Below are 20,842 nucleotides of genomic sequence, written 5' to 3'. Positions count from 1 at the left end.
GGCCGCCATGGGGATTGTACCTCTTATCTTGTCTCTCATCGCATTCGGCTTCGGCTTCACGGCCTGGAAGGCGAAAGCGATCGAGGCCAACCTTCCGAACGACGGTGAACTCACCGATCTCGGCGATATCCGTATCAACGCCCTTCATGTCGCAGCACCAGCCGAGGGCGACCTTCCCCCGATCGTCTTCATCCACGGCGCCAGCGGCAATCTGAAGGACCAGGAAGCAGCGTTCCGCAGACCGCTAGAAGGGCGCGCCGAAATGCTGTTCGTCGACCGTCCCGGTCACGGCTATTCCGAGCGTGGCGGCGAAGAGAACGGCTTTCCGGATGGCCAGGCCGAAACGATCGCTCGCCTCATGGATCGCTACGGCATCGAGAAGGCGATCATCGTCGGCCATTCCTTCGGGGGTGCGATCGCCACATCCTTCGCGCTCTACCATCCGGAAAAGACGGCAGGCCTGCTTCTTCTCGCGCCCGCCACCCATCCCTGGCCGGGCGGCGTCGACTGGTACTACAATCTCGCAGCCCGCCCCTATCTCGGACGTCTGTTTACCCGCTTCCTCGCTCTTCCCGCCGGGCTAGTGCTGATGGAGAAGGCAACCCATGCCGTCTTCCATCCCAACCCCCGTCCAGACCGCTACCTCGACGGCGGCGCCACCGCACTGGTGTTGCGGCCCGAGAACTTCCGCAACAACGCGATCGACGTCGCCAATCTCAACGACTACGTGACCAGGGTCGCGCCGCGCTACAGCGAGATCACCGCACCGACGCTGATCATCAACGGCGACAGCGACAAGATCGTCTCGATGGATATCCACGCCCGGGCCCTCACTGCCGCCGTGGCCGGTGCAGAATTGATCGTCATCCGCGGCCTCGGCCACAAGCCGGATTACCTCGCGACGGATCTCGCCATCGCCGGGATCGAGAAACTCGCAGGCCGCCACCGCGACCTTCAGGCCGTTGCCCGCATGGTCGAGGCACGACTGGCGCGGGTGGCCGACGAGCCGATGCCGGACATGGATTTCTCGATCGAGAAGACCTGACGCAAAAAGGCCGCCGGATCACTCCAACGGCCTTTGTCATTTCACGCTGTTGAGTTCGGGTTTAGACCCCACTCTGCCCATCTGCACCGATATAGGCGATGCGCAGCATGTTGGTGGCGCCCGGTGTGCCCAGTGGCACGCCGGCCGAGATGATGATCCGGTCGCCCGGCTTACCAAAACCTTCGGACGCGACGATGCGGCAGGCGTTGTTGACCATGTCGTCGAGATCAGTCGCGTCGTGGGTGACGACGCAGTGCATGCCCCAGCCGATCGACAGTCGACGCGCGGTCTTGACGCTCGGCGACAGTGCCAGGATCGGAACGTTCGGACGCTCGCGCGAAGCGCGAAGGCCTGTCGTGCCCGACGATGTGTAGGTAACGATCACGGCAAGCCGCAGCGTCTCTGCAATCTGGCGGGCAGCAAGCGAGATCGCATCGGCACCGGTTGCTTCCGGCGTCGCGCGCTGCGCGTAGATGATGCTCGGATAAAGCGGATCGTCTTCCACCTTGCGGGCAATCGATGCCATCATCGAAACGGCTTCGACCGGATACTGACCGGACGCCGATTCGGCCGACAGCATGATCGCATCGGCACCTTCGAACACGGCGATCGACACGTCGGACACTTCGGCGCGGGTCGGAACCGGCGCGCTGATCATCGATTCCAGCATCTGGGTCGCGACCACGACCGGCTTGCCGGCGCGGCGACATGCGCGTGTCAGCTGCTTCTGGATGCCGGGGACCGCCTCGATCGGCATTTCGACGCCAAGATCGCCACGGGCCACCATGACGGCGTCGGAGAGATCGATGATCTCATCGATCCGCTCGAGTGCCTGCGGCTTTTCGATCTTAGACATGATGCCGACGCGGCCGCGGGCAATCTTGCGAACTTCGGCGAGATCTTCCGGGCGCTGAACGAAGGACAAAGCGACCCAGTCGACATCGTCGGTCTCAAGCACGGCATCGAGATCGGCGCGGTCTTTGTCGGTGAGAACGCCAACGGCGAGCAGCGTATCGGGAAGGCTAACACCCTTGCGGTCGGAAATGCCGGTGCCGGCAACGACAGTGCAGGTGATCGACGTGCCGTCAACCTTTTCGGCCCGCAGCGCCAGCTTGCCGTCATCGATCAGCAGGCGATCGCCGACCTTCACCGATTCGAGAATTTCGGGATGCGGCAGGAACACACGGTTCTCGTCACCGGGAGCCTCGTTATTGTCGAGTGTAAACGTCTGGCCTGGGACCAGCGTCACCTTGGTATCGGCAAACTTGCCAACGCGCAGTTTCGGACCCTGTAGGTCGGCGAGGATGCCGATCGGGCGACCGGATTTCTTTTCCACCGAGCGAATACGCTCGATCAGCGTCCGCATCATCTCATGGCTCGAATGGCTCATGTTGATGCGGAAAAGATCCGCGCCTGCCTCGTGCAGCTTGGCAATCATCTCCTCGTCGGAGGATGCCGGGCCGAGTGTGGCAAGGATCTTAACTTTGCGGTATCGCCTCATCAATTCTGGCCTTCCTGGGATCCGGACGTGTCTGAAAGCTGGACCATCCAGCTGCCCTGACGGCCCGTGTCATATTCCTTGAAACCCATGCGCTGGAAGCCACGGGTGAAGCAGTCGTCGACGCCGACGACCTTGAACTCGTTCTCGGCGACGCACATGTTGACGCCGCCGGTCCAGCGGCCGCCGCGGGCCGCGTCCTCGGCATAGAGATAATAATAGCGGGACTGCAGCTCGCCTTCGATCAGCGTCGCGCAGGTTGATGCGGGTACCTGCCACCAGCCTTCGGTGTTCCAGCCATCCTTGGCACGGTAGCCGATCGCCACGCCGACGAGGTTCTGGGTTCCGTTGCAGACGCGGAAATCCGCAAGTGCCGGAGACGCCATCAACAGCGGCGCACTGACGCAGAGCGCGGATGCCACGGCAGGCACAGAAAACAGGGCGGAAAGATATGTTCTAAGGGATTTTTTCGACACGGTTTCCGTCAGGACTCCATGGTTATTCGTGATGCACTTTCTCGCGCGGCAGGGTTTGAAAGTCAACGCAATCTAATCGATTATATTCTGAACGCCCGCCGGGGGCCGCTTGCCTTGTCCGCGGCGACCGTGGCAGGAAACGGCCGAGATATCACCGGGACAGGCTGCGCAAAACAATGGTACAAGCCCCGATGGACACAGACGACTTCCAACCGTTCGAAATCATAGACGGCGATTATGACGGCGGGATGGTTCTTCTCGCCGACCACGCAATGAACCACCTGCCCGCCCGCTACGGCGATCTTGGCCTGCCAGAAGACGCATTCCGGCGCCACATCGCCTTCGATATCGGCATCGAGGGATTGACCCGCCGGTTGGCCGACATTCTGAACGTGCCGGCCGTGCTCGGTTGCTTTTCCCGCCTGCTGATCGATCCGAACCGCGGCGAAGATGATCCGACGCTGATCATGAAGATCTCCGACGGCGCCATCGTTTCCGGCAACCACCCGATCACCCAGGAAGAATGGGATTTTCGGCTTGCCACCTACCACCGGCCCTATCACCGCGCCGTCGAACAGACGATTTCAAGGGCCAGCGCGTCCGGCCGGGCACCGCTTGTGCTGTCGCTGCATTCCTTCACGCCGTACTGGCGCGAAACGCCGCGGCCCTGGCATGCGGGCGTGCTGTGGGATACCGACGATCGGGTCGTCGTACCTCTCATCGAGCAGCTTAGAATTCCCGGCGATATCGTCGTCGGCGACAACGAACCCTATGACGGCGCCCTGAAGGGCGACACCATGTACCGGCACTGCATGATCCCCGGTATTCCCCACACCCTGCTGGAAGTGCGCCAGGACCTGATCGGCGACGAGCAAGGCATCGAGGACTGGGCACAAAGATTGGCGCCGATCTTCACGACGCTCAATGCCGACCCCACATTGCATGCGTATCAAATCTTTCCGTCGCGCACCGGCCCCTACCCCGCGTGAGCGTTCAGACAAAGGAGGTCACGATGACCGAACTTTCCAAGGAACAGCAGACCGAGCTCGAGGCTGCAGCCTTCCGTCGCCTCGTGTCACATCTGCGCGAGCGGACCGACGTCCAGAACATCGACCTGATGAACATGGCCGGTTTCTGCCGCAACTGCCTGTCCAACTGGTTTAAGGACGCGGCCGACGAGGCAGGCCTTGCTCTCACGAAGGATGCATCCCGCGAGATCGTCTATGGCATGCCCTACGAGGACTGGAAAAATCTGCACCAGTCGGAATCCACAGGCGCTCAAAAAGCCGCATTCGAGGGCAACAAGCCGACCCATGGCTGACGCCCACGGACAAGGCCCGCGTATTTGGGCCTTGACCTTGCCGCCGCTTTTCGGCAGGTGACAGCCAATCAACACAGATCAAGATCAGGAGGCCCCGATGTCTGATGCTCATGGCGTCGCCCGCGACCAGCTCCGCGCATTTATCGAGCGTATCGAGCGACTGGAAGAAGAGAAGAAGACCATCGCCGACGACATCAAGGATGTCTACGGCGAGGCAAAGGGCATGGGCTACGATACCAAGATCATGAAAAAGGTCATCGCCCTTCGCAAGAAGGACGATCAGGAGCGGATGGAAGAGGACCTCATCCTCGACACCTATCTGGCAGCCCTCGGCATGATCGAAAGCCCGGCCGAACAGGACGCCGCCTAAACAATTTTGAAGACGACAAGGAACCCGCCGGCAACGGCGGGTTTTTTCATGGGCGCAAGCATCGCATCTTCCTCAGAGACACTCGGAATCGGTCATGGATTATGATGTCATCGTCGTTGGCGCCGGTTTCACCGGCCTGACTGCCGCAACGCAGCTGATGAAAGCGGGCGTGAACGTTGTTTTGCTCGAAGCGCAGGATCGCGTCGGCGGACGCGTCGAGGCGCAGGTTTTTGAGGATGGCACGGCCGTCGATGCGGGCGGACAGTTCTTTTGCCGCGACATGCCGGAAGTGGTCTCATTGGCAAGAGAGTTCGGCAGGACCTTTGTGAAGACCTATGCCGAGGGCGACACCACATACCTTCCCGAAGTCCCCCGCGGGCGGGCAGAAGCGATCTGGAACGGCGTCGATGCACTGCGCGAGACGATGATCGCGACCGATCTTTCCGATCCGGCGCTCAGAAAGCTGACGGCTTACGACTGGGCGCAGAGACAGCCGGTCGAGGACGATATACGGCAGGGGTTTCTGCGCATGGTGACCGGCCTCTGGTGCCGCGCGCCGCAGGAGATTGCCTTCACCTATCTCGCGGCAAACGACAGACGCATCACCAACACCACGTCCGAACTCGAGTTGTTTCTCGCCGGCACGATGCATGCGCTGGCCGACGATCTGGCGGCAACCCTTGGCGATCGGCTAAGGCTTGGCATGCCTGTCACTGAGCTTGCCATTTCCGGTGGCGGTGTCACGTTGATGACCGGCACGGGAAAAATGACGGCAGCGCAGGTCGTGCTCGCCGTGCCGCCCATCATGGCGCGCCGCCTGTCCTACGCCCCAGCACTCCCGCCGCATCTGACAAGAGCACTGGATGCGTGGAGCCCTGGCATGGTCATCAAGCTCAACATCCGCTTTGAGCGACCCTTTTGGCGAGACCGGGATCTCAGCGGCATGACCATGTGGAATGATCCGCAAGGCCTGTTTGCCTGCGACGCCAGTCGCGACGGTTACGCCGGACTGATCGTCTTCGTTAGCGGACCTTTGGCGGCGGCGTGGCACGACAAGCCCGCCCGTGAGCTTGAAACGTTCGTAATTGAGAAACTGGCGGAGGCGCTGGGCGACGAGGCCAGACACAGTCTGGACATTCGCATGCGTGACTGGGTCGACGACCGCTGGAGCGACGGCGCCTATAGTGACGTGATCACCAGTCTCGACGCCAACGACGCGGAAGCGACCCTGACAACCGGCATGCCGCCGGTACATTTCGCATCGTCGGAACTGTCGCCGTCTTTCCCGGGCTACGTCGAGGGGGCAATCGTCGCCGGCAAACAGGTGGCGGCCAAAGTCCTGAAACTCAGTCCTGGCCGCTGAACCGGTTGGGATCGATGGCGACGGCAGCACTCACAGGCTTGAAGCCGCTGCTTGTGTAACCGGCCGAATAATCACGATCGAGCGTCCGGCTGACCACGCGAGGCGCCTTCATCGAAACCGGGTTCTGACCTTCAGCGCGATTGTTGTTCACTGCCCATTTCGCCACCATGTCACCGGTCAAGCCGTTCTTGCCAGCTTTGGCCTGCCCCTGTGCAGTCGCAGGCTTGCCAGCGCGGCCGCTCTTGGCGGTGCCGTAGCTCGGCATGGTACCCAGCGACGCCGTTGCAGGACGCGGCGCGTCAAACCCGTCGCCGAACTGCATCTGCTTGGCGGACGGCTGGATCACCTTGGGCGAAAGAGCCGCCATCTGGCGCTGCGCAGGCGCGGCCATCGGCACCGGTGCCGACACGGCGACGGCCTGGGCTGGCGCTCTTGCTGGCGCCGCCTGCGGTGCCGGAACAACCGGCGCTTCGACGCTTCGCGACAGCGCTGCCACCAGTTCCGGCGTAAGGCTCTGCTGATCGCTCTGCGGGCGCGATGCAACGAGCGGCGCTGCTGGAGCACCCGGGCGGTGGATCGGAACTGGCACGGAGCCAAGGTTTTCGAATGGCGCCGGCTCTATGGAGGCAGTCAAGACGCTGGTTTCCGCATCACCCTTCAGCCCGCGAGGACCAAGGAGGGTCGGAACCGGAATGGCGTAACCGGACAGATCGGCGAAATTTTCAGCCCGCTGCACATCGGCTGCAGCAGCCGTCTGCATGGCAAGCGCGTCCTGCGCGGCATTGCGGGTCGGCTGATAGAGCGCCGTGGCAAGCCCACCCGGACCCGCGGTGCTGGAGTCAGAACGGAAGGCCGGCCGTGACAGCGGCACAGGCGCTGCAATCGCCGGCTCGACCGGCTCAGCAGCAGCAACGAGTGTCGGCGCAGTCGGCGTCGGGGCAGTTGGCGTCGGCGCAACCCGTGCAGTCGCGACCGGTGCCTCTTCGCCATCGTCGGCAGCCGGAGCGGAACGCGGTGCTCCACGGCTGGCAACCATTGGTGCCTTCATGTCTTCGTTGTCTTCGACCTCGTCGGCACCACCGCCGCCAAACAGTGCGGCAAGGAACCCGCGACGCTTGGGTGCTTCGCCGCGGATCGAGCCGCCGGCTGTGCTGGCGATCGCAATTGAATCAGAACCAACGCGCTTCTTGTAATCGGCGAGAGCGACCTCGTAGCCCGGCAACGGATTGCCGTCAGCCGGAAGATGCAGCGTGTTGCCCTTCGGGAAGATCTGAACCAGTTCCTTGCGGGTCATGCGCGGCCAGGCACGAACGCCGCCAACATCGAGATGCACGAAAGGGGAACCGGAAGTCGGGTAGAAGCCGACGCCGCCCACCTGCATCTGCATGGCGAGCGCCCGCAGGGTCGAGAGCTTCACGCCCGGAATGTAAAAGTCCATCGCCTTGCCGAGCATGTGCTGGCTGTTCTTCGCGACGCCGGTCTTGCGCGAGCGACCGCGCAGCATGCCGTTTGTGGTCGGCGAACGGAAAGCGGAGACGATGTGGATGGAATCGGTGGCGCCGGAGCGCTGGTAGACTTCCCAAACCAGGTCGAACAGGCGCGGATCCATCTTCGTCGGCTGGTTCTGGCGCCAGTCGCGGAGGAACTGGTTGAGCTGTGCCAGACCGCGCGGATCGAATCGTCCATTGCGCTTGTAGGTGATGGTGGCCTTCTCGCCGGTGTGGACGAAATAGAGCTTCAGGCTGCGGGTATCGCCAGCGGCCTCTGCCTCGTGCACCGAAGCTGGAAGAATCGTAAATGCGATTGCAGCAAGGGTCGACGCCACGACGAAACGCTTGGCGATCCGCTTGAAGATCGACGATCTGATCCCTGCAAGACGACCAGATCCGGCGCCAACGCGCGCCGCACGGTCATCGTCAGAGCGCACACCCGAAGGCGTTTTCTGAACTTTGAAATACGGCAAAGCGTTCCCCGTCCTGTCGACAACTACCCTCGTCGTCTCATCTGACTGCTAAATGCGGTGACAGCATGGCAAATGTGTCACACAAGCACAAGCACCTCTCGTATAGTCAATGAATTGCTAATGAGAGATTGACAAGGTTAGGGGAAGAGGCTTGCGCGAAGATTATCGTCATAAAAATCCCGATTTCGCGCCGATTCAGGCCGCTTCCTTCAGCGGATCGTCGGGATCGATGCCATAATCCTTGAGTTTTCTGTAGAGAGTCGAGCGCCCGATGCCGAGTTTGCGTGCCACCTGGCTCATCTGTCCGCGATAAAATTTCAGTGCAAAACGGATCAGCTCTTCTTCCACGTCGGCCAGTTTACGCACCTCGCCGGTGTCGTCCGTGCTGACGATGACGTTGTCGGAAGCCGGATAGGCGGCCGCCAGCAGCGCGCGCGGATCGGGCCGCATCGGCTGGGTATGCATGGCGGACCGTACCGGGATCGGGAAGCCACCATCGACAACGGCCTCGTGCCGCAGACGCGGACGCGGATCCATCTCGAGCGATGAAGGCTGCACGGCGGCACCGGTCGCGGCCAGTTCTTCCGTGCGGAATTCCGGCAGCTGAGCTGCAATCTGCGGGAAATCTTCGTCCGTCAGCTTGTCGCCCTGGGTCAGAACCACGGCGCGGAAGATCGCGTTTTCCAGCTGGCGGATATTGCCCGGCCAGTCATAGGCGGTCAGAAGTGCCATCGCGCTGGCGCTGATACCGACACTGCGTTCGAGCTTCTGTTCCACCGAAAAGCGCTCGGCGAAAACCCGGACCAGATGCGGAATGTCTTCCTTGCGGCGACGCAGCGCCGGGATGGTGATGGGGAAGACGTTGAGACGGTAATAGAGGTCCTCGCGGAACCGCCCTGCCCGGACTTCCTCGATCAGGTCCTTGTTGGTCGCCGAAATCAGCCGCACGTTGACCTTCTGGACCTTGCCGGCCCCAACCGTCTCGATTTCACCCTGCTGCACGGCGCGCAGAAGCTTCACCTGAACTTCAAGTGGAAGATCACCGATCTCGTCCAGGAACAGCGTGCCGCCGTCAGCCTCGACGAACTTGCCCGTGTGCCGCTCGGAGGCGCCGGTAAACGCGCCCTTCTCGTGACCGAACAGGATGCTCTCGACAAGATTGTGCGGGATGGCACCGCAGTTGACAGTGATGAACGGCTTGCCCGCACGGTCGCTGGCGGACTGGATGGCGCGGGCCACCATTTCCTTGCCGACGCCCGATTCGCCTTCGAGCACCACCGGAATGTTGGAGTGCGCGGCGCGCTGGGCCAGATCGATGACGCGCAGCATGTCCGGGCTTGCCGAAACGATATCGTTGAAACCGACGATGCCGGCGCGGCGGCGACCGGTGCGCGACTTGGTTTCCTTCTGGCCAACCTTGAGGGCATTGCCGATCGACGCACCGATCCGCTCCGGTGACACCGGTTTGACGACGAAATCGAAGGCACCGGCGCGCATGGCTTCCACCACCGTTTCGATGCCGCCCTGGCCGGTCTGCACGATGACGGGCGTATCGATGCCCATGCTGCGGATGGTTGAAAGAAAGCTCAGCCCGTCCATTTCCGGCATCATCAGGTCAAGCACGATGACATTGACCGGTCCGCTGAGGTTCTGGAGAAAGTCGAGAGCAACGAGGCCGTTCTCGGCGAGATGGGCGACATGTCCGAACCGTTCGACGGCATTCTTCAAGAGGCGGCGCTGGATCGGATCGTCATCTACGACTAGGACATGGGCAATCATGCTCGGCTCCTGCAACGTTCATCGTGCACCCTTGATGGGCTCTTATGCTGCAAGTTGTGTCAGAGAGGCTTGAACATCCCCTTTTGAGAAAAGCTTGCATTTTAACGGCCGAGGGGGAAAACAGTCGGTTCTGGCACAGGATCGCCGTCGACAGGAGAAAACCGTGAGAAATTTCCGTAACTGGCACACCATGACCGCCTCTCCTGCTTTTTCCGGCGCGTCCCCCGCTGCTTCGCCCGCCGACCCCGCGCTCGGTGTCCTGCCAGTCTGGAAATTGTCCGATCTCTACGCTGCCAAGGATGCCCCGGAATTTGTGGCCGATCTGGAAAAAGCGCGCACGCTGTCGCTGGCTTTCGAGGAAAAGTGGAAGGGCAAGCTTGCAGACGCTGCCGCAAAGACCGGTGCCGGCGGACTTGGCGAGGCCTTGTCGGAATATGACGCGCTCGACGACCTCCTCGGCAAGATCGGCTCGTTCGCCGGCCTCACCTATTTTTCGGACACGTCCAACCCGGCAAACGGCAAGTTCTACGGCGACATCCAGACAAAGCTGACGGATCTCTCCTCGCATCTCCTGTTTTTCGCGCTGGAACTGAACCGGATCGACGATGCGGTCATCAATGCGGCGATGGACCGCGATCCCGCAACCGGCCATTTCCGCCCCTGGCTGGTGGACTTGAGAATGGATAAGCCCTTCCAGCTGGACGACAAGCTCGAGCAGCTTTTCCTCGAAAAGTCGATGACGTCGGCCGCAGCCTTCAACCGCCTGTTCGACGAAACCATGTCGGAACTTCGCTTCGAGGTGGATGGCGAAAAACAACCGCTCGAAATCACGCTCAACATGCTGGTAGAGCCCGAGCCGGAAACCCGCGCCAAGGCGGCCGTAGCACTGTCAAAAACCTTTGGCGAGAACCTGCGCGTCTTCACGCTGATCACCAACACGCTCGCCAAGGACAAGGAAATTTCCGACCGCTGGCGCGGCTTTGAGGATATCGCCGACAGCCGTCACCTGGCGAACCGTGTCGAACGCGAGGTCGTCGACGCGCTCTCGGAAGCTGTCACGCAGGCCTATCCGCGCCTGTCGCACCGCTATTACGCGATGAAGGCGAAATGGCTCGGCGTCGCCCAGCTGAACTACTGGGACCGCAACGCGCCGCTGCCGGAAACGCCGAAGGGCCTCATTTCCTGGCCGGAAGCAAAGGACACCGTATTATCCGCCTACGGCGCCTTCTCGCCCGAGATGGCCGCCATCGCCGGCCGCTTCTTCGACGAGGAATGGATCGACGCGCCGGCACGGCCCGGCAAGGCACCGGGCGCGTTCGCGCATCCGGTCGTGCCGTCTGCGCACCCTTACGTTCTCGTCAACTATATGGGTAAGCCGCGCGACGTGATGACGCTTGCCCATGAGCTTGGCCACGGCGTGCATCAGGTTCTCGCCGGCGGCCAGGGCGCGCTGATGTGCCAGACACCGCTGACGCTTGCCGAAACCGCCTCCGTGTTCGGCGAGATGCTGACGTTCCGGGCACTCTTGGAAAAGACCAGGGACAAGCGCGAACGCAAGGCGATGCTCGCCCAGAAGGTGGAGGATATGATCAATACGGTCGTCCGCCAGATCGCCTTCTACCAGTTCGAGCGCAAGATCCACACGGCCCGCAAGCAGGGCGAACTGACGTCGGAGCAGATCGGCGAACTGTGGCTGTCCGTCCAGAACGAGAGCCTCGGCCCGGCAATCCGGATCTCGGAAGGCTACGAGACGTGGTGGACCTATATCCCCCACTTCATCCATTCGCCTTTCTACGTCTATGCCTATGCCTTCGGCGACTGCCTGGTGAACTCGCTCTACGCGGTCTACCAGAACGCCGCCCCCGGCTTCCAGGACAAGTATTTCGGCCTTCTGAAGGCAGGCGGCACCAAGCATCATTCGGAATTGCTCAAGCCATTCGGCCTAGATGCCACCGATCCGTCCTTCTGGTCGAAGGGCCTGTCGATGATCGAAGGTCTGATCGACGAGTTGGAAGCTTTGGACAAGGCTGTCTGATCAACGGACGGTCAAACGTAGGTCGGAGGGGTTGCGATGTCTGTGAAGGCCAAGGGTCGCGGTGCAAAACCGGTGGATCTTTCGCTGATCGAAACCATGCGCTGGGAGCCGGGTTCCGGTTTTACCCGGATCGACCAGCATTTGCGTCGGCTGAACCGTTCAGCCGATGCCCTTGGCTTTCGCCCGGCCCCGCCAGACCTGATGAAACAACTCCAGGCCTCGGTCGAAGGGGAGACGCCACTACGCGTGCGGCTGGAAATGACGTTCCGCGGCAAGGTCGAGATCGTCGCCACGCCCTTCGCGCCCGTTGCCAAGGACGCGATCTGGCGGATCGGGATCGCGCAGACGCGCCTGCCCTCGGATGATCCGATGTATCGCCACAAGACATCGCGCCGCGAAGTCTATGACGCCGCCCGCGCCGAATTCCCTGAAGACGTGGACGAGGTGATCCTGCTCAACGAACGCGCCGAGGTCTGCGAAGGCACGCGCACCAATCTCTTCGTGGAGCAGGCCGACGGCACGCTGACGACGCCGCCGATTTCATCCGGTCTGCTTGCGGGGATCCTGCGCGGCGATCTGATCCGCGAGGGCCGCGCGAAGTCTGGCCTTGTGAAACAGACCGACCTTGCCGGAAAACGCCTCTTCGTCGGCAATTCCCTGCGCGGCCTGATCCGGGCCGAACTGGTCTGAACAGACACTCTACTTTTCCCGGTAGAGCACCATCCCCGCATGATGCAGCACGCCATCGACGAAGTCGCCATCGGCTGAGAAACCCGTGTCGTCCCAATACTCGATGTGATCGCCGGTGACGAGATACCGGCCCTGATACGCGCTTTTGCGAGAGCCGTGTGCTTCATCATAGCGGTTATCTTGCTGCAGCTCGTGGCGGATATGTCCGTCTGCCGTTACCCACATTCCGACGTAGGGATGACTCGCGGGTTGGATCTTGTTGTCCTTGATGTCCTCTGCATGGGAAGGAAGCGCCGCGCCGAAAGACGCGGCGGCAACGAGGAGGAGATGGCGGCGGTTCATGGCAGCCGTACCCTTCACTGCGCCCGCGTCGGGCGAACGACAATCTCGTTCACATCGACATCGTCGGGCTGCTCGATCGCGAAGCGCACGGCGCGACCGATCGCATCCGGCTTCAGGGCAATGGCGCGGTAGGTCTTCATGGCCTCGGCAGCCACGGCATCGGTGATGGTATCGGCAAGCTCGCTCTCCACCACACCCGGATGGATGCAGGTGACGCGCAGGTTGTCATGCTCCTGCCGCAAGCCGTCGGAAATCGCCCGCACCGCATATTTGGTGGCGCAATAGACCGCAGCCGTGGGTGAAACACTGAGAGCGCCGACCGATGCGATATTGATGATCTGGCCTGAGCCCTGCGCCGTCATCAGAGGCAGCACGGCAGCTATGCCGTAGAGCACGCCCTTGATATTCACGTCGATCATCCGGTCCCACTCGTCGACCTTGAGCGAAGACATCAGCGATAGCGGCATGACGCCCGCATTGTTGACGATCACGTCGACCCGGCCGAATTCCGCCACCGCCGCCTGCGCAAATGCCGCGACATCGGCGCGATCGGTGACGTCAAGCCTGCGGATCGCGACCTTGGCGCCCAAGTCCCGGAGTTCCCGGGCGAGCTCCTCCAGCCGGTCGGTGCGGCGGGCGCCCAGCATCAGTGCCGCCCCGGCTTTTGCCAGTTCGCGGGCGATACCTGCACCGATCCCGCTCGATGCGCCGGTGATGAGAACAACCTTGTCCACGTGATTAGCTCCTTCGCTCTCCGCTTGCCTGCGGATTGCAAGGACCCTATTCCTCCTCCATTGTCGCGATAAGCCGCCCAGCTGTTTCCACAGTGGCAAGGAATTCTAACCAATGCTGACTGATTACAATGCGCTCGCGGTCTTCACGCTGGTCGCAGAAGAAAAAAGCTTTCGTGCCGCCGCCGACCGCCTCGGCGTCACCCGCTCGGCCGTCAGCCAGACGATCCGCCGGTTGGAAGAGACGCTCGGCATCGCGCTCGTTGCACGCACCACCCGCAGCGTTGCCCTGACGGAGGCGGGCGAGCGGCTCTATTCCGAGGTTGCGCCAGCGCTGTCGGAGATGCGCGGCGCCACCGAGGCGGCAGCAAACCTGCACGGACGTCCGCGCGGCCGCCTGAACCTTGCGGTCTCCTCGATTGCCGAGAGCTTTCTATCCGGCCCCGTGCTCGCGTCCTTCGCCGAGGAACATCCGGAGGTGACTTTGCATATCACTGTGACCGACGAAGAATTCGATATCGTTGCGGAGGGCTATGATGCGGGCGTGAGGCTCGGCGAAGTCATCGCGCAGGACATGATCGCCGTGCCGGTTTCCGGAAACCAGCGCCAGATCGCCGTCGCCTCGCCGGGCTACCTCAAAGGCTACGGCACCCCGGCTCACCCACGCGAACTTGGCGTTCACCGTTGCATCGGGTGGCGGGCCTCCGTCCATCAGGCGCCCTATCGCTGGGAGTTTTCGCAAGACGGCAAGGAATTCTCGGTCGCCGTTTCTGACACGATCACCACGACCGACATGGCGCTGATGGTTCGCCTGGCCATTGCCGGCGCGGGCATCAGCTTCGGCATGGAAGAGAGCTTCCGCCCGGCGATCGCCACGGGCGAGCTGGTGCCGGTGCTCGAAGAATTCAGCCCGTGGTTTCCGGGCTTCTATCTCTACTATCCGAGCAGGCGGAACATGGCGCCAAAACTGCGCGCTCTGGTGGATCACCTGCAAGGGACCAGATGAGTGATGTCAGGCGGGCGACCGGGCGACAGCCACCGCCATGGTGCACCCAAGCGCCAGCACCAGCCAGAACACGACCCACAATCCCCACGCCGGAAAAGCACGTGCCATCGACACGTTGCCGCGACGGATCCTGCTAAGCTTCGACGGCACCAGGATCGCCCCGATGCCCCCGCGCCCTGACCTATTCGGCGACAAGCGCAAACCGAATTTCAACATGACATTCCCCTGGTCGTTCCCAGCAGATTTTAGGGTGCGCGAAAACGGATCCAAGGGACAGGTGCTAGATTTAGCATTATCCACGCAAAACGGACCAACCGAGCGGAAACCACATTTTGGGCGCCCGGCGCGCCGGTCGGGCGAAAACAACCTCGGGACCGTTATTCCAGCGTAGGCCTCAAACGCGACCCCTTTATTGTGACGAAATTTTGTGATCTAGGCCGGGCATCAGATGCATGTCACACGGGTCCGTTACGCCTGCAAAACGCAGGCTGCGGCGGTGGAAGAGCAGTCGACCCATAGGGAGAATACGATGAAAGACGAGACCTATCCGGTATATGGCGAAATCACCGGTCCGATCGTGATGATCGGTTTCGGATCGATCGGCCGCGGCACGCTGCCGTTGATCGAACGCCATTTCAAGTTCGACAAGAGCCGGATGGTGGTTATCGACCCGCGCGAAGAGCCCTCCGACATGGAGATCCTCAAGAAGCACGGCATCCGTCACATCAAGGATCATGTCACCAAGGAAAACTACAAGGAGCTGCTGAAGCCGCTTCTGACCGAAGGCGAAGGCCAGGGCTTCTGCGTCAACCTGTCGGTCGACACAGGCTCGCTCGACCTGATGAAGATGTGCCGCAAGCTCGACGTCCTTTATATCGACACGGTCGTCGAACCCTGGCTCGGCTTCTATTTCGACAAGAGCATGAAGAACTCCGAGCGCACCAACTATGCGCTGCGCGAGACCGTGCGCCATGAGAAGAAGAAGAACCCGGGCGGCACCACGGCCGTTTCCACCTGCGGCGCAAACCCGGGCATGGTCTCCTGGTTCGTCAAGCAGGCGCTGGTGAACCTTGCCAACGACACCGGCCTCAAATTCGACGAGCCGGACCAGCACGACCGCGAAGGCTGGGCGAAGCTGATGAAGAAGCTCGGCGTCAAGGGCGTCCACATTGCCGAGCGCGACACCCAGCGCACCAAGCATCCGAAGCCCCTCAACGTGTTCTGGAACACCTGGTCGGTCGAAGGCTTCATCTCGGAAGGTTTGCAGCCGGCTGAACTCGGCTGGGGCACCCATGAAAACTGGATGCCGAAGAACGCCAAGAAGCACAAGAAGGGCTGCCAGGCGGCAATCTACCTTGAGCAGCCAGGCGCCAACACCCGCGTTCGCACCTGGTGCCCGACGCCGGGTCCGCAATACGGTTTCCTCGTCACGCACAACGAGTCGATCTCGATCGCCGACTATTTCACCGTCGAGAAGGACGGCGAAGTCGTCTACCGCCCGACATGCCACTATGCCTACCACCCGGCCAATGACGCGGTTCTGTCGCTGCACGAAATGTTCGGCAATGGCGGCACCCAGCAGCCGGTCCTGCACGTCCTCGACGAGGACGAGCTGGAAGACGGTGTCGATGAACTCGGCGTGCTGCTCTACGGTCACGAGAAGAACGCCTACTGGTACGGCTCGCGCCTGTCGCTCGAAGAAACCCGCCGCATCGCGCCTTACCAGAACGCAACCGGCCTGCAGGTAACCTCCGCCGTTCTCGCCGGCATGGTCTGGGCACTCGAAAACCCGAAGGCCGGCATCGTCGAAGCCGACGAGGTGGACTACAAGCGCTGCCTCGAAGTGCAGTTGCCGTATCTCGGCCCGGTCGAAGGCCACTACACCGACTGGACCCCGCTCGAAGGTCGCCCGGGTCTGTTCCCGGAAGACATCGACGAAAAGGACGCCTGGCAGTTCAAGAACATTCTGGTTCGCTAGGAATCAATGAGGGGGCTCGCGTCAGCCGCGGGCCCCACCGCCTCTCCCGCTTGCGCGGCGCGGAACCCCGCCTCGATCGCGCCTTGCGGCGGCAACTTGCGGCCTCTTCCAGGCCATGACGGGAAGAACCGGCTGGAGCGTATAAAAGCCACACCCGCGCCCGTTCTTCACAAAGCGAAAACTCCTGCCTGTCCCCAGTCTTCCCAATCCGCAGTCTTGCTTTACATAGGCTCCAGAAGGCATGGTTGCAGACCACAAGCCGGACCGAATCGCGGGAGACAGATCATGAACTTCAAAACGGGCCTCGTGCTCATTGCGGCAGCCAGCCTCACGGCCTGCGTCTCTTCTCCGCCGCCACGCATGGTATCAGCACCAGTGCAGCCGCAGGGCGTCGAGGGCGCATGGGTCGATCCGAACGGTATCGTCTCCACCTTCCAGGCGGGCACGTTCAACACCCGTGCAAGCGACAGCAACGCGCTTCTCGCCTCCGGCACCTATAACAAGCTCTCGCCGACGCTGGTCGAGATCAACATGACCTCGCTGGTGCGCAAGACGCAGTCGCGCGTCAACTGCTCGTTGGTCACCCAGAGCCAGCTGAACTGCACGCAGGATAGCGGCGCGCAGTTTTCGCTCGCTCGCCGCAGCTGATCGCCCAGCTTCACAGTCATTCCAGAGTTAGGAAGGGCCTCGCTTGATGCGGGGCCTTTCGCGTTGTGCGCGAGGGCGAATAGCTCCGGCCTTGTCACATTTACCTTGAAACCAGTTTTGCTTGGTGAAAACATGCGCTGCACAACGATCGTCACCATGGCGTGATACAAAAATCGGGAACATGCACGCCCACACGCGCGCAATCATAAAAGGAGAGAGATGATGATGAGAACTATCGGATTGGGGATCGTGACCGCATCGGTCATTGCCCTTTCGAGCGGCGTCGCAATGGCCGACTTCGAACTCAACATTCTCCACATCAACGACCTGCATTCCCGTATCGAGCCGATCAACAAATACGATTCCACCTGCACGCCGGCCGAGACCGAAAAGAACGAATGCTTTGGTGGCATCGCGCGCGTGAAGTCGGCCATCGACGCCCGCCGCAGCGAATTGCAGGGCAAGAACGTTCTCGTTCTCGATGCCGGCGACCAGTTTCAGGGTTCGCTGTTTTACAGCACCTACAAGAGCGCACCCGTTGCCGAATTCATGAACGGCATCGGCTTCGATGCGATGGCGATCGGCAACCACGAGTTCGACGACGGCCCGCAGGAACTGCTGAAGTTCATTACCGCGCTGAAGTTTCCGATCATTTCCGGCAATACCATCGCCAAGGCTGGAACACCGCTGGCCGACAAGTACAAGGGTTACGTGATCAAGGATTTCGGCGGCCAGCGTGTTGCCATCGTCTCCGTTCTCGCGAAAGATACGAGCGAAACCTCTTCGCCTGGTCCCGACATCACCTTCGAGGACGAGATCACCTATGTGAAGAATGCCGTGGCTGATCTCCAGTCGCAGGGCATCAACAAGATCGTGCTCCTGTCCCATGTCGGCTACGTCAAGGACAAGGAAATCGCGGCAGCCGTTGCCGGCATCGACGTGATCGTCGGCGGCCACAGCCACACCTTCCTGTCGAGTACCGACCCCAAGGCATCCGGCCCCTACCCGACCATTGTCAAAAGCCCTGCCGGCGTCGATATTCCGATCGTGACCTCCTACGCCTACTCCAAGTATCTCGGTGATCTCTCCGTCGTGTTTGATGACAACGGCGTCGTGAGGTCTTCAGCGGGGGCACCGAAGCTGCTCGATTCCAGCGTTCCGCAGGACGCGGCGTTTGTCGCCAAGGTCAAGGAACTCGGCGGCCCGCTCGAAGAGATCAAGAAGAAGGTCGTCGGCTCGACCGAAGGCGTCATCGATGGCGATCGCCTCAACTGCCGCGCCAAGGAATGCACGATGGGCAACCTGCTTGCCGATGCACAGCTTGACCGCGTCAAGGATCAGGGCATCACGCTCTCCATCCAGAACGGCGGCGGCCTGCGTGCCTCGATCGATTCCGGCGAAGTGACGATGGGCGAAATCCTTACCGTCCTGCCGTTCCAGAACACGATCGCAACCTTCCAGCTGAAAGGCTCGGATGTCGTCACCGCCCTTGAAAACGGCGTCAGCCAGATCGACGACGGCGCCGGTCGCTTCCCGCAGGTGGCAGGCATGAAGTTCTCCTTCGACCGGTCGAAGTCGAGCGGCAGCCGCATCAGCGACGTTCAGGTCAAGGAAGGCGAGGCCTTCGTTCCGATCGACCCGAACAAGACCTACGGCGTCGTTACCAACAACTACGTCCGCACCGGCGGCGACGGCTACAAGATCTTCAACACCGCGGCCGTCAACGCCTACGACTTCGGACCCAACCTCGAAAACGCCGTTGCCGACTACATCTCGGCCAACAGCCCCTACAAGCCCTATACCGACGGCCGCATCACCGACCTGACACCGGCAGACTACAAGCCGTTACCGAAGGCCGCTGCCGCCCCGGCACCGGCACCGGCACCGGCACCGGCACCGGCACCGGCTGCAACGCCTGCCCCTGCGCCTGCCGCAACTCCTGCTCCGGCGCCTGCTACAACTCCCGCACCGGCTGCACCGGCAACGACGGCCCAGGCTCCTGCCACTCCTGCCCCCTCTGCCCCGGCTACCCCCGCCCCGGCCACTCCGGCTACTCCTGCTCCGGCGCCAGCGGCACCGGCAACCCCGGCACCTGCGACCCCCGCACCAGCAGCACCGGCTCCTGCACCAGCGGCTCCAGCCGCCCCCGTGCCCATGACAACGGAACCGGCAGCACCTGCACCAGCCGCACCTGCACCAGCCACCCCTGCACCGGCCACGCCGGCTCCGACAGCCACAACGGCGTCCCCGGCTCCCGCCGGCCCGAGCAAATACACTGTGGTCAAGGGTGACTCGCTGTGGAAGATCGCCGAAAGCACCTATGGCGACGGCGAGAAGTGGATGGACATCTCCAAGGCCAATAGCCTTCGCAACCCGGATGTCATCCAGATCGGCAAGGAGCTGGAACTGCCGGCCAGATAAAAACGAAAGCGGGACAATTTGTCCTGATGCAACCGACGGCTCGGGGCTTCCCCGGGCCGTTGATTGTTTCTAAATAGAGCCAGACAATCCTCCGGCCGCATCCTGCGGTCGAACCCGATCGGAAGTGACCGCATGAATATCGTGCCCTCAAAACTGCCCACCGGTCATCCGAAGGTTACCTTCGGCAAAGTTGGCGTCCTGCTCGTCAATCTCGGCACGCCCGACGGCACGGACTACTGGTCGATGCGGCGTTATCTCGCCGAATTCCTGTCCGACAAGCGCGTGATCGAATGGTCGCGGCTGTTCTGGTATCCGATCCTCTACGGCATCGTCCTCAACAAGCGCCCGCAGAAGGTCGGCAAGGCCTATGAGGAGATCTGGAACAAGGATCTCGACGAGAGCTATCTGCGCACCTACACCCGCAGCCAAGGCGAGAAAATGGCCGAGCGGCTGGCCGATCTGCCGAACGTCGTGGTCGACTGGGGCATGCGCTACGGAAAGCCCTCCATCGCCGAGCGCATGGACGCGCTGAAGGCGCAGGGCTGCGACCGGATCCTGCTGTTTCCTCTTTACCCGCAATACGCGGCTGCAACGACGGCGACCGTCAACGACAAGGCGTTCGAATACCTGATGAAGCAGCGCTGGCAGCCGGCCTTGCGCACGGTGCCAACCTATCACGATGACCCCGCCTATATCGTGGCGCTGGCCAATTCCGTTCGCCAGACGCTGTCGACGCTCGAGTGGGAACCGCAGCTGCTGATCACCTCGTTCCACGGCATTCCGCAGTCCTATTTCAAGGCCGGTGATCCCTATCACTGTTTCTGCTACAAGACCGCGCGGTTGCTGCGCGAAGAGCTTGGCTATACCGACAAGCAGTTGCGCCTGACCTTCCAGTCGCGCTTCGGGCCCGAGGAATGGCTGCAGCCCTATACCGACAAGACGATGGAAACGCTTGCCGCCGAAGGCATCAAGCGCGTCGCCATCATGAACCCCGGCTTCGTCTCCGACTGCCTGGAAACGCTTGAGGAAATTGCCGGCGAGGCTGGCGAGATCTTCATGCATCACGGCGGCGAGAAATTCGTCCACATCCCCTGCCTCAACGACAGCGTCGACGGCATCAACGTGCTCGAAACGGTGGTTCGCCGCGAGTTGCAGGGCTGGGTCTGAGCTAAGGAA

At 61.8% G+C, this 20,842-nt stretch carries 18 protein-coding genes and 1 pseudogene; 12 read left to right on the top strand and 7 right to left on the bottom strand.

Annotation, left to right across the window (positions count from 1 at the left end; all coding sequences use genetic code 11):
* Window positions 1–7: 7 nt before the first annotated feature.
* A complete protein-coding gene (locus ASF70_RS20345; RefSeq protein ID WP_062582377.1) occupies window positions 8–1,045 on the top strand; it encodes an alpha/beta hydrolase in 1,038 nt (345 codons plus the stop codon).
* 61 nt (window positions 1,046–1,106) lie between these two features.
* On the opposite strand, the gene pyk is transcribed toward ASF70_RS20345, so the two are convergent.
* Complete coding sequence (gene pyk / locus ASF70_RS20340; RefSeq protein ID WP_062460890.1) at window positions 1,107–2,546, bottom strand: pyruvate kinase; 1,440 nt, start codon at window positions 2,544–2,546, stop codon at window positions 1,107–1,109.
* The gene (locus tag ASF70_RS20335; RefSeq protein ID WP_082472039.1) at window positions 2,546–2,929 is read right to left on the bottom strand and encodes a DUF1036 domain-containing protein; all 384 of its coding nucleotides are present in this window, start codon (window positions 2,927–2,929) and stop codon (window positions 2,546–2,548) included. Before ASF70_RS20335 ends, pyk begins: the two co-directional genes overlap by 1 nt.
* A 281-nt stretch (window positions 2,930–3,210) precedes the next feature.
* On the opposite strand from ASF70_RS20335, the gene ASF70_RS20330 reads away from it, so the two are divergent.
* The 4 genes and pseudogenes from ASF70_RS20330 to ASF70_RS20315 form a co-directional block, all read left to right on the top strand.
* Entirely contained in the window at window positions 3,211–4,008 is a 798-nt protein-coding gene (locus tag ASF70_RS20330; RefSeq protein ID WP_062582375.1) for an N-formylglutamate amidohydrolase, read from the top strand.
* Window positions 4,009–4,031: 23 nt separating this feature from the next.
* Window positions 4,032–4,340 carry a DUF1244 domain-containing protein gene (locus ASF70_RS20325; RefSeq protein WP_062582373.1) on the top strand — a complete coding sequence of 103 codons (309 nt, stop codon included), beginning with the start codon at window positions 4,032–4,034 and terminating at the stop codon, window positions 4,338–4,340.
* A 97-nt stretch (window positions 4,341–4,437) separates the two neighbouring features.
* Window positions 4,438–4,710 carry a DUF2312 domain-containing protein gene (locus tag ASF70_RS20320; protein ID WP_062460899.1) on the top strand — a complete coding sequence of 91 codons (273 nt, stop codon included), beginning with the start codon at window positions 4,438–4,440 and terminating at the stop codon, window positions 4,708–4,710.
* An 85-nt stretch (window positions 4,711–4,795) separates the two neighbouring features.
* Window positions 4,796–6,073, top strand: a pseudogene (locus ASF70_RS20315) (FAD-dependent oxidoreductase); the annotation flags it as partial.
* Here ASF70_RS20315 and ASF70_RS20310 read toward each other — a convergent pair.
* Both ASF70_RS20310 and ASF70_RS20305 read right to left on the bottom strand, forming a co-directional pair.
* Window positions 6,057–8,036 carry a DUF882 domain-containing protein gene (locus ASF70_RS20310; protein ID WP_244474091.1) on the bottom strand — a complete coding sequence of 660 codons (1,980 nt, stop codon included), beginning with the start codon at window positions 8,034–8,036 and terminating at the stop codon, window positions 6,057–6,059. The pseudogene ASF70_RS20315 and the gene ASF70_RS20310 overlap by 17 nt on opposite strands.
* Window positions 8,037–8,231: 195 nt before the next feature.
* Window positions 8,232–9,815 carry a sigma-54 dependent transcriptional regulator gene (locus ASF70_RS20305; protein WP_062582368.1) on the bottom strand — a complete coding sequence of 528 codons (1,584 nt, stop codon included), beginning with the start codon at window positions 9,813–9,815 and terminating at the stop codon, window positions 8,232–8,234.
* Window positions 9,816–10,005: 190 nt separating this feature from the next.
* On the opposite strand from ASF70_RS20305, the gene ASF70_RS20300 reads away from it, so the two are divergent.
* Window positions 10,006–11,850 (top strand): M3 family oligoendopeptidase, encoded by a 1,845-nt coding sequence (locus tag ASF70_RS20300; RefSeq protein ID WP_062582366.1) that lies wholly within the window; start codon window positions 10,006–10,008, stop codon window positions 11,848–11,850.
* Between the two features lie 36 nt (window positions 11,851–11,886).
* Window positions 11,887–12,540 carry an aminotransferase class IV family protein gene (locus ASF70_RS20295; protein WP_062460911.1) on the top strand — a complete coding sequence of 218 codons (654 nt, stop codon included), beginning with the start codon at window positions 11,887–11,889 and terminating at the stop codon, window positions 12,538–12,540.
* A 9-nt stretch (window positions 12,541–12,549) separates the two neighbouring features.
* On the opposite strand, the gene ASF70_RS20290 is transcribed toward ASF70_RS20295, so the two are convergent.
* Both ASF70_RS20290 and ASF70_RS20285 read right to left on the bottom strand, forming a co-directional pair.
* Window positions 12,550–12,882, bottom strand: coding sequence for an Atu4866 domain-containing protein (locus tag ASF70_RS20290; protein WP_062582364.1), 333 nt, complete (start codon window positions 12,880–12,882; stop codon window positions 12,550–12,552).
* Window positions 12,883–12,896: 14 nt separating this feature from the next.
* Complete coding sequence (locus ASF70_RS20285; protein WP_062582362.1) at window positions 12,897–13,616, bottom strand: SDR family oxidoreductase; 720 nt, start codon at window positions 13,614–13,616, stop codon at window positions 12,897–12,899.
* Between the two features lie 112 nt (window positions 13,617–13,728).
* Between ASF70_RS20285 and ASF70_RS20280 the strand changes: the two genes are divergently transcribed.
* The gene (locus ASF70_RS20280) at window positions 13,729–14,619 is read left to right on the top strand and encodes a LysR family transcriptional regulator (RefSeq protein WP_062582360.1); all 891 of its coding nucleotides are present in this window, start codon (window positions 13,729–13,731) and stop codon (window positions 14,617–14,619) included.
* Window positions 14,620–14,625: 6 nt separating this feature from the next.
* Here ASF70_RS20280 and ASF70_RS24450 read toward each other — a convergent pair whose 3' ends face one another.
* On the bottom strand, window positions 14,626–14,769 hold the full coding sequence (locus ASF70_RS24450; RefSeq protein WP_156461893.1) for a hypothetical protein: 144 nt from the start codon (window positions 14,767–14,769) through the stop codon (window positions 14,626–14,628).
* Between the two features lie 379 nt (window positions 14,770–15,148).
* Here ASF70_RS24450 and ASF70_RS20270 point away from each other — a divergent pair, with 379 nt between their 5' ends.
* From ASF70_RS20270 to hemH, 4 genes are all read left to right on the top strand, one after another.
* The gene (locus ASF70_RS20270; RefSeq protein WP_062582356.1) at window positions 15,149–16,597 is read left to right on the top strand and encodes a homospermidine synthase; all 1,449 of its coding nucleotides are present in this window, start codon (window positions 15,149–15,151) and stop codon (window positions 16,595–16,597) included.
* Window positions 16,598–16,882: 285 nt separating this feature from the next.
* Window positions 16,883–17,245, top strand: coding sequence for an outer membrane lipoprotein Omp10 (gene omp10 / locus ASF70_RS20265; protein ID WP_062460929.1), 363 nt, complete (start codon window positions 16,883–16,885; stop codon window positions 17,243–17,245).
* A 222-nt stretch (window positions 17,246–17,467) separates the two neighbouring features.
* On the top strand, window positions 17,468–19,666 hold the full coding sequence (locus tag ASF70_RS20260) for a 5'-nucleotidase C-terminal domain-containing protein (protein ID WP_062583104.1): 2,199 nt from the start codon (window positions 17,468–17,470) through the stop codon (window positions 19,664–19,666).
* 132 nt (window positions 19,667–19,798) lie between these two features.
* Window positions 19,799–20,833 carry a ferrochelatase gene (gene hemH, locus ASF70_RS20255; RefSeq protein ID WP_062582354.1) on the top strand — a complete coding sequence of 345 codons (1,035 nt, stop codon included), beginning with the start codon at window positions 19,799–19,801 and terminating at the stop codon, window positions 20,831–20,833.
* Window positions 20,834–20,842 lie beyond the last annotated feature (9 nt).

Origin of the sequence: Rhizobium sp. Leaf321 (genome assembly GCF_001423215.1) — a bacterium.
GTDB lineage: Bacteria > Pseudomonadota > Alphaproteobacteria > Rhizobiales > Rhizobiaceae > Neorhizobium > Neorhizobium soli.
The sequence above is the reverse complement of the archived record's forward strand: the minus strand, read 5'-3'. Positions and strand labels throughout refer to the sequence as shown.

Coding starts and splice junctions, on each gene's coding strand:
- ASF70_RS20345 (WP_062582377.1), top strand. CDS start 8: ATGGGGATTGTACCTCTTATCTTGTCTCTCATCGCATTCGGCTTCGGC.
- pyk (WP_062460890.1), bottom strand. CDS start 2,546: ATGAGGCGATACCGCAAAGTTAAGATCCTTGCCACACTCGGCCCGGCA.
- ASF70_RS20335 (WP_082472039.1), bottom strand. CDS start 2,929: ATGGCGTCTCCGGCACTTGCGGATTTCCGCGTCTGCAACGGAACCCAG.
- ASF70_RS20330 (WP_062582375.1), top strand. CDS start 3,211: ATGGACACAGACGACTTCCAACCGTTCGAAATCATAGACGGCGATTAT.
- ASF70_RS20325 (WP_062582373.1), top strand. CDS start 4,032: ATGACCGAACTTTCCAAGGAACAGCAGACCGAGCTCGAGGCTGCAGCC.
- ASF70_RS20320 (WP_062460899.1), top strand. CDS start 4,438: ATGTCTGATGCTCATGGCGTCGCCCGCGACCAGCTCCGCGCATTTATC.
- ASF70_RS20305 (WP_062582368.1), bottom strand. CDS start 9,815: ATGATTGCCCATGTCCTAGTCGTAGATGACGATCCGATCCAGCGCCGC.
- ASF70_RS20300 (WP_062582366.1), top strand. CDS start 10,006: ATGACCGCCTCTCCTGCTTTTTCCGGCGCGTCCCCCGCTGCTTCGCCC.
- ASF70_RS20295 (WP_062460911.1), top strand. CDS start 11,887: ATGTCTGTGAAGGCCAAGGGTCGCGGTGCAAAACCGGTGGATCTTTCG.
- ASF70_RS20290 (WP_062582364.1), bottom strand. CDS start 12,882: ATGAACCGCCGCCATCTCCTCCTCGTTGCCGCCGCGTCTTTCGGCGCG.
- ASF70_RS20280 (WP_062582360.1), top strand. CDS start 13,729: ATGCTGACTGATTACAATGCGCTCGCGGTCTTCACGCTGGTCGCAGAA.
- ASF70_RS20270 (WP_062582356.1), top strand. CDS start 15,149: ATGAAAGACGAGACCTATCCGGTATATGGCGAAATCACCGGTCCGATC.
- omp10 (WP_062460929.1), top strand. CDS start 16,883: ATGAACTTCAAAACGGGCCTCGTGCTCATTGCGGCAGCCAGCCTCACG.
- ASF70_RS20260 (WP_062583104.1), top strand. CDS start 17,468: ATGATGAGAACTATCGGATTGGGGATCGTGACCGCATCGGTCATTGCC.
- hemH (WP_062582354.1), top strand. CDS start 19,799: ATGAATATCGTGCCCTCAAAACTGCCCACCGGTCATCCGAAGGTTACC.